The following is a 14,089-nucleotide window of genomic DNA, read 5'->3' on the forward strand; positions in this document are numbered from 1 at the left end:
GCCATCCCGCCGCCACGGCGGGGTGGGTGTCACCCTCTTCTGTATGCCTTGCGCAACCTTTTTTCCATTCCAGAAACTAGGCTTGTCAGAACAATCAATTTCGTCTAGCATCTTTTCATTCAAGGTCAGCCAGCGCCAGCGTGAGCCTGCCTGTCGACTCATCCATTCTGGGAGCTTTCCGGGTGCAAGATTTGCCTTCGATACGCTCAAGAATTTCATGGCTGGTGCTTGCCTGGGTCATTCCGACGGCCCTCGTGTTTCTCCTGCTCGTGGCGCAAAGCTACACGCGCGAACGCGACCATGTCGTCAGCGAAACGGCGCAGGCGGCGCGCGCCGTCACGGCCGCCGTCGAACGCGACTTGAGCGGCGCGCAGATGGCCGCGCGCATCCTGGCCGCCTCGCCCGCCCTGCAAAACGACGACATCGGCGCCCTGCGCGCCCTGGCCGGCAGCCTGCTGCAGCCGGGCCTGGCCGTCAGCACCTTCATCGTCTCCGACGCCAAGGGACGCCAGCTGGTCAATACAGCCCTGCCAGCCGGTCAGGTGCCGCCCCCCTTGCCGCAGAAATGGGCCGCCAGCATGGAGCGCACGCGCGACTCCGGCAAGCCCCGGCTGACCAGTTTGCTCATCGCGCCGGACGAGGTGCCGCGTCTGGTCCTGAACCTGCCCTTGCCGCGTGACAAGGGGCCCGCCTATGTGCTGACGGCCCTATACCCGCCCGACTACCTGCCCTTGCTGCTGCGCGAGCTGCACCTGCCCGCCTACTTGGGCGCGGCGATCGTCAATGCCGACGGCATCAACGTGGCGCGCACCCTGGCGCCGCAGCGCTATGTAGGCCAGCGCAGCTCGGCGTCCTTGCTCGAGCAGATACGCCAGGCGCGCGAAGGCGTGCTGCGCCATACAACCCTGGAAGGCCTCGACGTATATACGGGCTTTCGCCGCGCGCCCGACGACGCCTGGACGGTGGCCGTTACCATGCGCACCAGCACGGTGGCCGAAGCCCTGCTGGGCTCCGTGGTCACCGGTTCCCTCATCCTGGCCCTGCTGCTCGGTGCCGGCTTTGCCCTGGCCTGGCGCGTGGGCGGCCGCCTGGCCCGCACCCTGCAGGAACTGACACAGCAGATCCACGCGCTGGCGCAGGGCAAGCCCCTGCTCTCGAACCGCCATGCGGACCGCGAATCGGCCGACATGGCAGGCGCCCTGGGCGCGCTGGAACGCGACTTGCGGCGCCACCGCACGCAGCTCGAAAGCCTGGTGGCCGAACGCACGCTGGCCCTGGAAAAATCCACGCGCCTGCTGGAAACCGTGTACGCGACGGCGCCCATCGGCATGCTGTTCGTGGGCCTGGACTTGCGCATCGTCATGATCAACCACTATCTGGCCGCCATCAGCGGGGCCAGCGTGGCGCAGCATCTGGGCCAGCCCGTGGGCGCCATGCAGTTCGACGACGCCGTGCGCATGGAGGTGGAGCGCTGCGTGCGCCAGGTGATTGAAACAGGATCGCCCATCGTCGACCTCGAATTACAAGGCCATGGCGGGCGGCAGCGCGAGCATCCGAGTCACTGGATCGTCTCGTTTCACCCGATCTTCGGCCCCGAGCAGCAGTTGCTGGGCGTGTCGGGGCTGTGGCTGGACATTAGCGAACGCAAGCGCAGCGAAGCGGAGTTCCGTCGCTCGAAACATCTGTTCGGCACCATCATCGAAAACATCCCGGCCATGGTCTTCGTCAAGCGCGCCGACAAGCTGAGCTTTGAAATGATTAACCGCCACGCGGAACTGACCCTGGGACGCTCGCGCGAGCAATTGCTGGGCAAGACCGACCACGATTTCTTCCCGCCGCAGCAGGCGTCCGCCTTCGTCAGCGCCGACCGCAAGCTGCTCGCCACGGGGCAGATGGTGGAAATCGAACAGGAAGCGATCAACACGGCCGACGGCACGACGCGCCACTTCACCACGCGCAAAGTGGTGTTGCGCGACGATGCGGGGCGCGCCAGCCATGTGCTGGGGGTATCGATCGACATCACGGAACGCAAGCGCGCCACCGAGGTGCTGCACGCCACCACCTTGCGCCTGGAACAGAGCGAGCGCTTCATCCGCACCGTCACCGACAACCTGCCCGGCATGGTGTCGTACTGGGGCGCCGATCTGCGCTGCCGCTTCGCCAATAATTTCTATAATGAATGGTTTGGCCGCAGCAGCGCCGAGATGGTCGGCATCCACATGAGCGAATTGCTGGGGCAGGAACTGTTCGACGTGTACGCGCCCCACGTCGAGGGCGTACTGGCGGGCCGGCCGCAAAGCTTCGAGCGCGACCTGCTCGACCCGACGGGCCAGGTGTGCCACACGTGGACCAATTACATTCCAGACCTCGACGACGGCGGCGGCGTGCGCGGCTTCTTCGTGCTGGCCTCGGACGTGTCCGAACTCAAGCGCACGGAATTGCGCCTGCACGAACTCAACGAGCAAATGGTGCGCGCGCGCGACAAGGCCGAGGCGGCCAGCACGGCGAAGAGCGAATTCGTCGCCAACATGAGCCATGAAATCCGCACGCCGATGAACGCCATCATCGGCCTGGCGCGCCTGCTGGAAGAGTCGCCGCTGGAACGGCGCGAGCGCAGCTATGTCGGCAAGATCCAGATGGCCACGCAGTCGCTGCTCCATATCGTCAACGACGTGCTCGATTTTTCCAAGATCGAGGCGGGACAAATGGTGCTGGAACAGCGCCGCTTCCAGCTCGAACGCATGCTGGGCAGCGTTGGCGTGCTGCTGGCCAGCAGCGCCTGGGCGCGCGGCGTGGAGCCCGTGTTCGTGCTCGATCCGGGCGTGCCGGACGAACTGATCGGCGACGCCCTGCGCGTGGAACAGATCCTCATCAACCTGATGGGCAACGCCGTCAAGTTCACCTCGCATGGCGAAGTGGTGCTGGCCATCACCATGGTGGCCGAGGATGCGGCCAGCGCCACCCTCGAGTTTTCCGTGCGCGACACGGGCATCGGCATCGGCGCGGCCGAGCAGGAACACATCTTCGACGCGTTTTCCCAGGGCGACAGCGGCACCAGCCGCAAATACGGCGGCACGGGGCTGGGGCTGGCCATCTGCCGGCGCATGGTGGAATTGATGGGCGGTCAGCTCAGCGTGAAAAGCACGCTGGGCCAGGGTTCCGACTTCCGCTTCCGCTGCCGCTTCGACAAGGTGGCGCCGCCGCCCGAGCCGCACGGCAAGGGCGCGTCCAGGGCGCTGTCGCTGCTGATCATCGACGACAACGCCAGCGTGCGCGCCATGCTGGAAGACTGGTGCGCGGCGCAGGGCTGGCGCAGCCGCAGCGCCGACAGCGGCGCGGCCGGCCTGGCCCTGCTGCGCGCCCAGGCCAGCGGCGAAGCGGCGGCCGATCTTGTGCTGCTCGACGCGGCCATGCCGGGCATGGATGGCATTTCCATGCTCACCGAGGCGCGCACCGGCGAACACCTGGCGCTGCCGCCCGTGATCATGCTGGTGGCCGACCAGGACAGCGAAAACCTCGAACGGCTGGCCGACAGCCTGATGCTGGCCGGCATCGTCTCGAAACCGGCGACGCCAGCGCGCCTGCTGGCGGCCGTCACCGCTGTGCGGGATGGACGCAATGCCCGCAGCGCGCCATCCATGCTGCCCGTGTCCACGCCCCTGTCGGGCTTGCTGGAAGGCATGCGTGTGCTGCTGGTGGAAGACAATGAAATCAACCAGGAAGTGGCGCAGTACATCCTGCTGCACTCGGGCGCGCGCGTAGCCGTGGCCACCAACGGCAGGCTGGCCGTCGACATGCTGGCGCACAGCCCGCAAGCGTGGGACGTGGTGCTGATGGATTTGCAGATGCCCGTGATGAACGGCTACGACGCCACCCTGGCGATCCGCGCGCTGGGCTTGCCGGACTTGCCCATCGTCGCCATGACGGCCAATGCCATGGACGAAGACCGCCTGCGCGCCATTGCCAGCGGCATGAATGCGCACGTGGCCAAGCCCATCGATGTCGACGACATGATCGAGACCCTGACGCGGCTGGTGCCGGCGCACCAGGCTGGCGGCAGCAGCGCCGCGCAGCCAGGCGGCGCCGCCACGGAGGTGCTGGAAATGCCGGCCTCGATACCCGGCATCGACCTGGCGGCGGCCCTGCACCGCTTCGGCGGCGACTATGGCGCTTTCCTGGCGCTGCTCAAGCGCTTTGAAAATTCGCAGGGCGACGCCGTCGAGGAAGCACGGCGCCTGCTGGCCGCCGGCCAGACGCCGCAGGCGGCGCAGCTGCTGCACCGCGTGTGCGGCGTGGCGGCCAACCTGGGCGCAGCCCATGTCGCCAGCCTGGCCGCCGAGACGGAAAAAGCGCTGAAGACAGGGCAATCGCACGCCACGGCCGCCTTGCTGGAACAGCTGGCATTGGCGATGGCCGAAGTCATCGATGCGGCGCGCACCCTGCCCTCGCCCCTGCGGCGCGGGCAGCCGGCACAGGCCGCGTCCGGCAGCGCACCGGTCGACCTGCACGCCGGCCTGGCCGAGCTGCTGGTCTTGATCCGCAACAATAACCTGAAGGCGCTGGCCCAGTTCCACGTCCTGCACCCCGCCCTACAACAATCAGACCGGGAAGCGGCCCTGGCGCTGGCCAACGCGATCGAGACCCTGAATTTTTCCGCTGCGGAAAAACTCGTGCTCGATCAGCTGAAACGAGAGGAAAACAAGTGAGCTGGACCAACCTTGCCATGAACGGGCGCATCCTCATCGTCGATGACGCCATGGAAAACATCCAGATCCTGCACCAGCTGCTGCGCGAGGAACACGACGTGCTGTTCGCCCTGAGCGGCGAGAAGGCGCTGGAAATTGCGCACAATCAACTGCCGGACCTGATCCTGCTCGACGCCGTCATGCCCGGCATGGATGGCTATGCCGTCTGCAATGCGCTGCGCGAGTCGGCCATCCTCAGCGCCATTCCCGTCATCTTCGTCACGGCCCTGAACCAGCCCGAAGACGAAACGCGGGCGCTGGAAGCGGGCGCCGTCGATTTCATCACGAAGCCGTTCAACGCGGCCGTCGTGCGGGCCCGCGTGCGCAGCCAGCTGACCATCAAGCGGCAGGCCGATGCCATGCGCGAACTGTCGCTGACGGATTCGCTGACGGGCGTGGCCAACCGGCGCAGCTTCAACGACACGATGGACAGCGAATGGCGGCGCTGCGCGCGCGACGGCGTGCCGATGGCCCTCATCATGGCCGATATCGACCACTTCAAGGATTACAACGACACGTATGGCCACCAGGCGGGCGACCTGTGCCTGCAACAGGTGAGCGCCGCCCTGCGCCGCTGCGCCGTGCGCCCGCCCGACCTGCTGGCGCGCTACGGCGGCGAGGAATTCATCATCCTGCGGCCGCAGGAAACGCGCGACGGCGCCGAAGTGGTGGCCCAGCGCATCCTCGATGAAGTGCGCGCGCTGCAGATTCCCCACGCCAGGTCGAGCGTTGGCCCGCACGTCACCGTCAGCCTGGGCATGGCCAGCGTCATGCCCACCGAAGGCATGGACCCCAGCGCCCTGATCCGCGCCGCCGACGCCCTGCTGTACCGCGCCAAGCATACGGGGCGGGACAGGTATTGCGCGTCGGAGGGGGAGTGAAGAGGAGGCGCGCGCCTGCTGCATGCCTGCCTGCGTCGGCTTACGCCCTGCGGGCTAAGCCGACCTACGCCAACCTACTCAGACCTACGCGGCGAGCCAGGCTTATCGCTCAGGGATAGCAGCGCATCAAAAACTCCGCCACGCACACGGGTTTCGTGTCGCCTTCGCGCTCCATGGTGACGGCCCAGTTCACTTGCGCGCCTTCCGGCAAGTCGTCGACGGACAGGATGTCGAGCCGCGCGCGCAGGCGGCTGCCGACGGGGACGGGGGCGGGAAAACGCACCTTGTTTAAACCGTAGTTGATGGCCATGCGGATGCCGGCCATGTGCAATGCTCCCTGCAACATGGCAGGCAGCAGCGATAACGTCAGGAAACCGTGCGCCACCGTGCAGCCGTACGGCGACTCGCGCGCGCAACGTTCCGTATCGATGTGGATCCACTGATGGTCGTCCGTGGCGTCGGCAAAGGTGTCGATGCGCTGCTGGGTGATGGTGAGCCAGTCGGAGACGGCCACGTGCTGTCCCGCCAAGGCCTGAAAACCGGCGATGCCGGCGATATCACGCATGCTGCTCTCCGGCAAGACGGCGGCCGAACATGCCCATGCCTTCGACTGTCGTCACCACTTCGCCATGCTGGTTGCGCACGCTCCACACGGAAATGACGATGCCGCGGTCCGGTTTCGACGTGGACGGGCGCACTTCCTTGACCTGGTAGGTCAGCTGCAAGGTGTCGCCCGCGCGCACGGGTTTGAGCCAGCGGATGCTGTCCAGGCCGGGCGAACCCATGCTGGACGAATGCTTGAGCAGATTGTCCACCACCAGGCGCATCATCATGCCGCACGTATGCCAGCCGCTGGCGATGACGCCCTTGAAAATGGTCTTTTCGGCGGCGTCATGGTCGACGTGAAATGGCTGGGGGTCGAAATCCGTGGCAAAGGCGATGATTTCCTTTTCCGTCACATGGCGCTGGCCCAAGTCGATTTCCAGGCCTTGCGTAAAGTCTTCGAAATACCAGTGTTTCGGTGTGATGGCAGGCGATGCGGTCATGCGGTCTCCGTCGGCAAGAAGCCCGGCTGGGCGATAAAGCGCTCGATATGATGGTCCACGTCGCCCAAGGTCAGGGCGATCATGGAGAGGCGCTTGAAATGGTGGGCGGCAGGCAATTCGTCCGTGACGCCCATGCCGCCATGCAATTGCACGGCTTGCTGGCCGACAAAAGTGGCGGCCAGTCCCACCCTCGCCTTGGCGGCCGAGACCGTGCGGCGGCGTTCAACCGCATCGTCGCTGTCGGCCTTGGCGGCGGCCAGCATGGCCATCGAGCGCGCCTGCTCCAGGTGGATGAACATGTCGGCCATGCGGTGCTGCAAAGCCTGGAACTTGCCGATCGGCGCGCCGAACTGCTGGCGCGTCTTCAGGTACTCGAGGGTGGCGGCAAAGATGGCGTCCATGGCGCCCACGGCTTCCGCACACAGCAAGGCGGCGCCGTAATCCACGGCCGCGTCGAGCACGGGCCAGCCCTGCCCCGTTTGGCCGATCAGGGCCTCATGCCCCAGCACCACTTGCACGAGGGTGACGGTAGCGGCGCGCTGGCCGTCGATGGTGCGGTAGTCGCGCACGCTGACACCGGGCGCGTCGGCGGGCACGAGGAACAGCGAGATGCCATCCGTATCGCTCTGGCCGCCGCTGCTGCGCGCCGAGACGATCAAGGCGCCCGCCTGGGCGCCGTGGATGACGACGGTTTTCTCGCCGTCGAGCACGAAGCCGTCGCCGCTGGCCTTGGCCGTGGTGGCGATAGCGTGCATGTCGTGGCGCGACTGGCGCTCGCCCAGCGCACACGCGAGTTTGAGGCTGCCGCTGGCGACCTGTTCCAGCATAGCATCGTGGCCGCCCGCCAGGCTCAGGAAGCGCGCGCCCAGCACGGTGGCCAGATAGGGCTCGACCACCAGGCCGCGGCCCAGTTCCTGCATCACCAGCAGCATGTCGACGGCCGTGCCGTCGAAGCCGCCCGCGCCGGCCGGCAGCGGCAAGGCCGTCATGCCCAGTTCGGCCAGGGTAGCCCAGGCAAGGTCGGAGGTACCCGTGGCCGAGTGGACGATCTGCTTGCGCGTTTCAAACGGGTAATCCTTGTCGACCCAGCGCCTGAGCGCATCGGCAAATTGCTGCTGTTCCTGATTAAATTGGAAGTCCATGTCGTCTCCTTCTGGCTTACAGGCCCAGGATCATCTGCGTGATGATGTTTTTCTGGATTTCATTCGAGCCGCCATAGATCGATGTCTTGCGGTAATTGAAGTAGTACGCGGCCAGCGGCGCGGCCAGGTCGTCGCCGCCAGCCCCGTGCGGCGCGCTGCCGTCGAGGAAGTCAGGATCGAACGGCAAGGCTTGCGGACCAATGGCTTCAAGCATCAGTTCCGTCAGCAGCTGCTGCAGTTCCGAACCACGCACCTTCAGCATCGACGCCTGCGGTCCCGGTCCCTTGCCTTCTTCGCTGATGACGCGCAAGACCGTCATTTCCAGCGCCATCAATTCGATTTCCAGATGGGCCACCTTGGCGGCAAAAGCGGGATCGTGCAGCAGCGGCGCGCCGCGCTTGCTTTGCTGCATGGCCAGCTGCTTGAGGAAGGTCAGCTCGCGCTTCGAGCGGCCGACGGCAGCGATGCCCGTGCGCTCATGGCCCAACAGGTATTTGGCGTAGGTCCAGCCCTTGTTTTCCTGGCCGACCAGGTTGCTGACAGGCACGCGCACATTGTCGAAGAAGACTTCGTTCACTTCATGTTCTTCATCGAGCATGATGATGGGGCGCACGATAATGCCCGGCGTTTTCATGTCGATCAGCAAGAAGCTGATGCCTTCCTGCTTGCGCACCGTGCTGTCCGTGCGCACCAGGCAAAAGATCATGTCCGCGTGCTGGCCCAGGGTCGTCCAGGTTTTCTGGCCATTGACGATGTAATGGTCGCCGTCGCGCTCGGCCGTGGTTTTCAGCGAGGCCAGGTCGGAACCGGCGCCCGGCTCGGAGTAACCCTGGCACCACCAGTCGTCACAGTTCAAAATGCGCGGCAAGTAGTATGCTTTTTGCTCGGCGCTGGCGAAAGCCATGATGACGGGCGCCACCATGTTCACGCCGAATGGCAGTATCGGCGGCGTGGCGGCGCGCGCGCACTCGTCTTCCCAGATGTGGCGCTGCACGGACGTCCAGCCCGTGCCGCCATATTCGACGGGCCAGGCCGGCGCGGCCCAGCCCTGCTGCGCGACAATCTTGTGCCAGCGCACGTAATCGTCGCGGTTCAGGCGCAAATGCTGGCGCACCTTGCGCTGCAAATCCGCTGGCAAATGGGTGTCGAGGAAGGCGCGCACCGTGTCGCGGAACGCCATCTCCTCGGCCGTGTAATGCAGGTCCATGTCTGTCTCCTTGTTCTTATCGGTTGCCGTGATAACTGCACGCAAGGAAGCTCAGCGCACAAAAAAGCACGACCGTTCTCAAGGATTGTACAACAGATTGCGAGCGGCGCCAGGCCTTTTACAATGGCTGGCGCGGCAAGGCAAGCGGGTGGAATCGGCTGGCTGCCGTGGCGCCGCGCCTATGTGTGCGACAAAATATTAATGAGCTTGCCGAACGGGTCGCGCACGAAAAACCGCCGGACACCCCAAGGTTCATCGGCAGGGCCATATTCAATAGGAAACCCTGCTCCGGACATGCGTTCGAAGGCGGTATCCACGTCATCGACTTCAATGGAAAGGTCAGGCACGGCAGTGTTCGAGCCGCCTTCCGTCGCAAAGCTCACTTGAACGCTCATCTCGGCTTGCGAACCATACGTCATGATCCAGCCATGGTCCATCAACAGGCTCAGGCCCAGCACGTCCTCGTAAAACGTCCGCGCCAGGCCCGGATCCGACGCCGGGAAATTTGCAACGATACGCGTGACTTGCATAGTTTTCCTCCGTGTCAATATAAGCTTCGACCGCCATTTCCCCACCCTGCTCAATATCGTCATCCCTGTCTCCGGGCATGTCCGCTACTGGCGAGATTAGCACTTTTCGCGACTACCTTTTCAGCAACAGCCCGCGTAACAGCAATTCCAATGCCGCCACTGCTTTTACCAGGCGCGCATTGCCTTCGTCGCCGTCGGCGATCCAAAACGCCGCTTCGGCCAGGCTGCCGTAGATCAGCGATGCCAGTGCCTGCGGGCAAGCGTCGGCCACGATGCCCTGGTGAATCAGCTGCTGGATAAGCGCTTGCATCGAGTCGAGGCAATGGCGCTGCGAGTCCGGGGAAGCGCCGCCCAGGACCGCCCTCGCATCGCGCAAGACGATGCGCTGAATTTCCGGTTCCAGGGCCATCTCCAGATAGGCACGGCAGCGATGGCGAAAGCCATCCCACAAGTCTGCGGCGCTGTCGGAGATGCTCTGCAGGCGGCCATCCATCTCCGCGTCGATCTGCTCCACCACCGCCAGCAGCAAACCCTTCTTGTCGCCGAAGTGATGATACAGCGCACCACGCGTCAGCCCTGCCTGCGCAGTGAGGTCGTCCATGGACGTGTCGGCATAACCGCGCTCGCTGAACACTTTGCGGGCGGTGGCCAGCAGCGAGGCGCGGGTTTCTTCCATTTCCACACGGGTGCGGCGAACCATTGCTTTCTCCTTACATACGTAACGTATGATTGTTTACATTCACTGCGTATGTATATATACTTTATTCATACGCGATGTATGTATTATCGCTGCGACCTATCCCCGTTGCAAGCGGGGCACACCCGTTTATCGCCTGATCACATGAAGGATATGCACCATGAGTACATCTTCCTGCGCTGCCGCAGAAACTTCTGCCCGCCATCCATGGCTGGCGGTCACCGCTGTCGGCATGGCCACCTTTTCCGTCGTGACGACGGAAATGCTGCCGGTCGGCCTGTTGACGCCGATTGCCGACACCCTGGGCACCTCCACGGGAACGGCCGGCCTGATGATCTCGCTGCCCGCATTGCTGGCGGCCTTGTTCGCGCCGCTGGTCGTGCTCGCATCGGGACGCCTGGACAGGCGCAAGATACTCTGCGGTTTGCTGACGCTATTAGTGATCGCGAACATTGCCTCGGCCCTGGCGCAGAACATGACCTGGATGCTGGCGGCGCGTGTTCTCGTCGGTTTCTGCATGGGCGGCATCTGGGCCATCGCCGGAGGCCTCGCTTCCCGGCTGGTTCCTGCCCGTTCGGTTGGCCTGGCAACGTCGGTCATCTTCGGCGGCGTGGCGGCCGCTTCCGTGCTGGGCGTGCCGCTAGGCGCACACATCGGCGACCTTGCAGGATGGCGCTGGGCTTTCGGCGTCATGGCGCTGTTCAGCGGCCTGGTACTGGTGCTGCACCTGGCCGTCATTCCCGCCCTGCCCGCTGCCGGCTCGACGACCTTGCGACAATTCGGCCAACAGCTGCGCAACAGGCAGTTGCAAGCGGGACTGCTTCTGACCCTATTGCTGGTGACCAGCCATTTCATGGCCTTTACCTTCGTGCGCCCGCTACTGCTGTCCGTGTCGGGGTTCGATACGCAATGGCTGGGCGCACTGCTGTTTTGCTATGGCTTCGCGGGCATCATTGGAAACTTCCTGGCCGGTGTCGTCGCGGCGCGGCGCACGGCGGCTACCATCATCGCCATCTCGTGCGGCCTGCTGCTCACGCCACTGCTGTTCCTGGCTGTCGGCGACTCCGGCACAGGCGGCGGCGTGGTGTTGCTGGCCTGGGGACTGGCCTACGGCGGCGTATCGGTCGGCCTGATGACCTTGATGATGAAGGCGGCGCCCGGGGCCGTGGAGATCGTCGCCGCGCTGTATGTGGGCGTCTTCAATATCGGCATTGCGCTCGGGGCGTGGACCGGTGGCCAAGCCGTGGACAGGCTGGGCCTCTCCGCCAACCTGTGGCTTGCCGCAGGATTTGCCGCTGCCGCCTTGCTGCTGTCGTTTGGCATCAGCTTTATTGATGCAAACAAGCAGCCTGGCGCTGCAAGGGATTGACGGTGTCCGCCATCAGCCATACAAGTGCAGCAACACCTGCACGGCCACGATCTTGACGATGGTCATGCTGGGGAAAATCATCGCATAGCCGAGGTTCGGGCGGTCCGACTTGGCCAGGCGGTTGGCGAACACGAGCACGGCCGGGTTGCCCGTGGCGCCGGCCGCGATGCCCAGCAGTTCGGGAAACGGCAGACGCAGGAAGACCTTGCCGAGGATCACGACAAGCGCCACCACCACCAGCACCGTCACGGCACCGAGCGCCAGCATGGGCAAGCCGTCGGCGCCCACTTGCTGCACGAAGGGCAAGCCGGACGCCATGCCGACGGAGGCGAGGAAAATCGTCAAGCCATAGTTGCGCATGACCAAATTGGCTGACAGCGGCAAGCGCCAGCTGATCTTGCCCACTCGGCCCAGGCGGCCCAAAATCAGCGCCATCACTAGCGGCCCGCCAGCCAGACCCAGGCTGAACGAGCCTATCCACGGCAAGGGGATAGGCACCAGGCCCAGCAGCACGCCCAAGACCATGCCCATGCCCAGCGAGACATAGCTGAACTCGGCCGTGGCCGTGATGGAGTTGCCGAACAGCTTGCGCACGTCGGCCGCATGTTTGGCCGGTGCGATGGCCATCACGCGGTCGCCAAATTCCAGGGTCAGGAACGGATGGGGCAAAATCATGGCGTCGCCGCGGCGAATGAAGGCGATCTGCAGCGGGAAATCCTTCGCCAGATTCAGTTCGCCCAAGGGCACGCCGACGATTTCCGCATCCGACACGAACACTTCCGTACCGTCGAAATCGCTGCGGTCCTTCATCAAGCGGCCCGGGTCCAAATGGCCCAGCGCCGTGCGCGCCGCTTCCACACCCGCCACCGTGCCCGACACCATCAGCGCGTCGCCCACGCCAAGCACGAGGCCAGGATCGGGCAAGCGGTTCTGGTGACCCTGGCGCACACCGATCACTTGCAGGCCAGCCAGCGGGCCATCGGCCAATTCGGACAGGGCCGCGCCCGCCAGTTTGGCTGCATCGATGGTGATTTCGGAGACGACGATGGGCGTCGGCGGCGGCGTCAGCACGGGTTTCAAGATGCGCCCGGCCAGGTACAGGCCCAGCATGGGGCCGACGACGCCGAACGGATACGCGACCGCATAGCCGACTGCCGCGTCGCCATTGCCGTGCGACGCTTCCAGCGCCGCCTGCAGGGCGGCCGTGCTGGTCATGGCGCCGGCAAACACGCCGCTGGCCATGCGCAGCGAGATATCGATCCACTGCCCGCCCCAGATCGAGACGGCCAGGCCGCCCATGACGGCGGCAAAGGCAATCAGATTGTGTTTCTGCCCCGCGCCGCGCAAGCCGGCGAAAAACTGCACGCCGTACTGCACGCCAATGCCATACAGGAACAGCAGCAGGCCGATGGAGCCGACCATCGGCGGCGGCACGGAACCGGGAGCAAAGGCGCCCAGCGCCAGCCCCGCGAACAGCACGCCGCCCACGCCCAGCGAAAAGCCGAACACGCTGATGCGCCCCAGCGCATAACCGGCGCCGATGACGAGGAACAGGGCAAGGATGGGCGTGGACTCCAGCGTGTGGCGAAATAATTGAAGCATCAGGAACCTTGGTCTGGTGATGGCCCAGTTTAGCATGCACAAAAGCAACACGATGGCGATGATGACAAGCAAGCGTGCGCAGCTTTATGCCATAAAAACGGGCAAAAAAAAGCCCGCTGCGGGAGCGGGCTGAATCTAATTCCTGTGAGGAAGTAGAGGAGACAGGTGCATGATGCCGCATCGCAGCATATTCATCCAATTCTATGTTGTGATGATAGAAATTCGATTTATCAATATCTCATTGGGACTGCCGCTGCGCCTCGCAACGAATCGCTTCGCGCACGGCTGGCCTATCGCCTATGCTGGCCAGCAGCGCCCTCACCTGCGGGAAAGCACCGAGGTCGACTTTGGCGACCTCCGACCAGCTGAGGACGGTATACAAATACGCATCGGCCACCGTAAACGTGTTCCCCAACAAGTACTGCCGACCATCGCCTAGCTGCCGCTCCACATAATCGAGGCGTGCGGCCAGGCGCGAGCGGGCCACGTCCTGTGCCTGCGCACCGTATTCCGGATGGAACAGCCAGGGGCTGAACACCTTGTGCAGCTCGGTGGCAATAAAACCCAGCCACGACTGCAGCTGTACGCGCGCCATGGTCCCTGCCGGCGGCGCCAGACCGCTGGCCGGTGTCAGGTCGGCCAGGTACTGCACGATGGCCGTGCCTTCCAGCAAGATCGCACCATCGTCCAGCACCAGCGCCGGCACGTACAGATTCGGATTGATGCGCGCATAGTCGGCGCCAGTTTCCGTGATGCGCGGGATCTTCCGGATATCGACACGTTCCAGTTCCAGCGCAATGCCCGCCTCGATGGCCACGATGTGCGGCGACAAAGAACACGTTCCCGTTGCGTAATACAGTTTCATGATCA

At 64.5% G+C, this 14,089-nt stretch carries 11 protein-coding genes; 3 read left to right on the forward strand and 8 right to left on the reverse strand.

Annotated features, from left to right (window positions below; translation table 11 throughout):
• Positions 1-224 precede the first annotated feature (224 nt).
• On the forward strand, positions 225-4,706 hold the full coding sequence (locus AC54AG_RS09705; RefSeq protein WP_496630171.1) for a PAS domain-containing protein: 4,482 nt from the start codon (positions 225-227) through the stop codon (positions 4,704-4,706).
• Entirely contained in the window at positions 4,703-5,626 is a 924-nt protein-coding gene (locus AC54AG_RS09710) for a diguanylate cyclase domain-containing protein (protein WP_496630173.1), read from the forward strand. Before AC54AG_RS09705 ends, AC54AG_RS09710 begins: the two co-directional genes overlap by 4 nt.
• Before the next feature lie 109 nt (positions 5,627-5,735).
• Here the strand turns inward: AC54AG_RS09710 and AC54AG_RS09715 are convergent, their stop codons facing one another.
• The 6 genes from AC54AG_RS09715 to AC54AG_RS09740 form a co-directional block, all read right to left on the reverse strand.
• The gene (locus AC54AG_RS09715; RefSeq protein WP_496630174.1) at positions 5,736-6,191 is read right to left on the reverse strand and encodes a MaoC family dehydratase; all 456 of its coding nucleotides are present in this window, start codon (positions 6,189-6,191) and stop codon (positions 5,736-5,738) included.
• A complete protein-coding gene (locus AC54AG_RS09720) occupies positions 6,184-6,672 on the reverse strand; it encodes a MaoC family dehydratase (protein WP_496630175.1) in 489 nt (162 codons plus the stop codon). The genes AC54AG_RS09715 and AC54AG_RS09720 overlap by 8 nt, the downstream gene beginning before the upstream one ends.
• Entirely contained in the window at positions 6,669-7,814 is a 1,146-nt protein-coding gene (locus tag AC54AG_RS09725; protein ID WP_496630176.1) for an acyl-CoA dehydrogenase family protein, read from the reverse strand. Before AC54AG_RS09725 ends, AC54AG_RS09720 begins: the two co-directional genes overlap by 4 nt.
• A 16-nt stretch (positions 7,815-7,830) precedes the next feature.
• Positions 7,831-9,021, reverse strand: a complete 1,191-nt coding sequence (locus AC54AG_RS09730; protein ID WP_496630177.1) for an acyl-CoA dehydrogenase family protein — start codon at positions 9,019-9,021, stop codon at positions 7,831-7,833.
• A gap of 179 nt (positions 9,022-9,200) precedes the next feature.
• Positions 9,201-9,551: a VOC family protein gene (locus AC54AG_RS09735; RefSeq protein WP_338679078.1), complete on the reverse strand. Its 351-nt coding sequence runs from the start codon at positions 9,549-9,551 to the stop codon at positions 9,201-9,203.
• Positions 9,552-9,663: 112 nt separating this feature from the next.
• On the reverse strand, positions 9,664-10,251 hold the full coding sequence (locus AC54AG_RS09740; RefSeq protein WP_496630178.1) for a TetR/AcrR family transcriptional regulator: 588 nt from the start codon (positions 10,249-10,251) through the stop codon (positions 9,664-9,666).
• Between the two features lie 157 nt (positions 10,252-10,408).
• On the opposite strand from AC54AG_RS09740, the gene AC54AG_RS09745 reads away from it, so the two are divergent.
• Positions 10,409-11,617 carry an MFS transporter gene (locus tag AC54AG_RS09745; RefSeq protein WP_496630179.1) on the forward strand — a complete coding sequence of 403 codons (1,209 nt, stop codon included), beginning with the start codon at positions 10,409-10,411 and terminating at the stop codon, positions 11,615-11,617.
• 12 nt (positions 11,618-11,629) lie between these two features.
• Here AC54AG_RS09745 and AC54AG_RS09750 read toward each other — a convergent pair whose 3' ends face one another.
• Both AC54AG_RS09750 and gstA read right to left on the reverse strand, forming a co-directional pair.
• Entirely contained in the window at positions 11,630-13,219 is a 1,590-nt protein-coding gene (locus AC54AG_RS09750) for an aspartate:alanine exchanger family transporter (RefSeq protein WP_331776280.1), read from the reverse strand.
• Between the two features lie 238 nt (positions 13,220-13,457).
• Positions 13,458-14,084, reverse strand: coding sequence for a glutathione transferase GstA (gene gstA, locus AC54AG_RS09755; protein WP_496630180.1), 627 nt, complete (start codon positions 14,082-14,084; stop codon positions 13,458-13,460).
• Positions 14,085-14,089: the final 5 nt, after the last annotated feature.

Source organism: Janthinobacterium sp. BCJ23 (assembly GCF_059617945.1).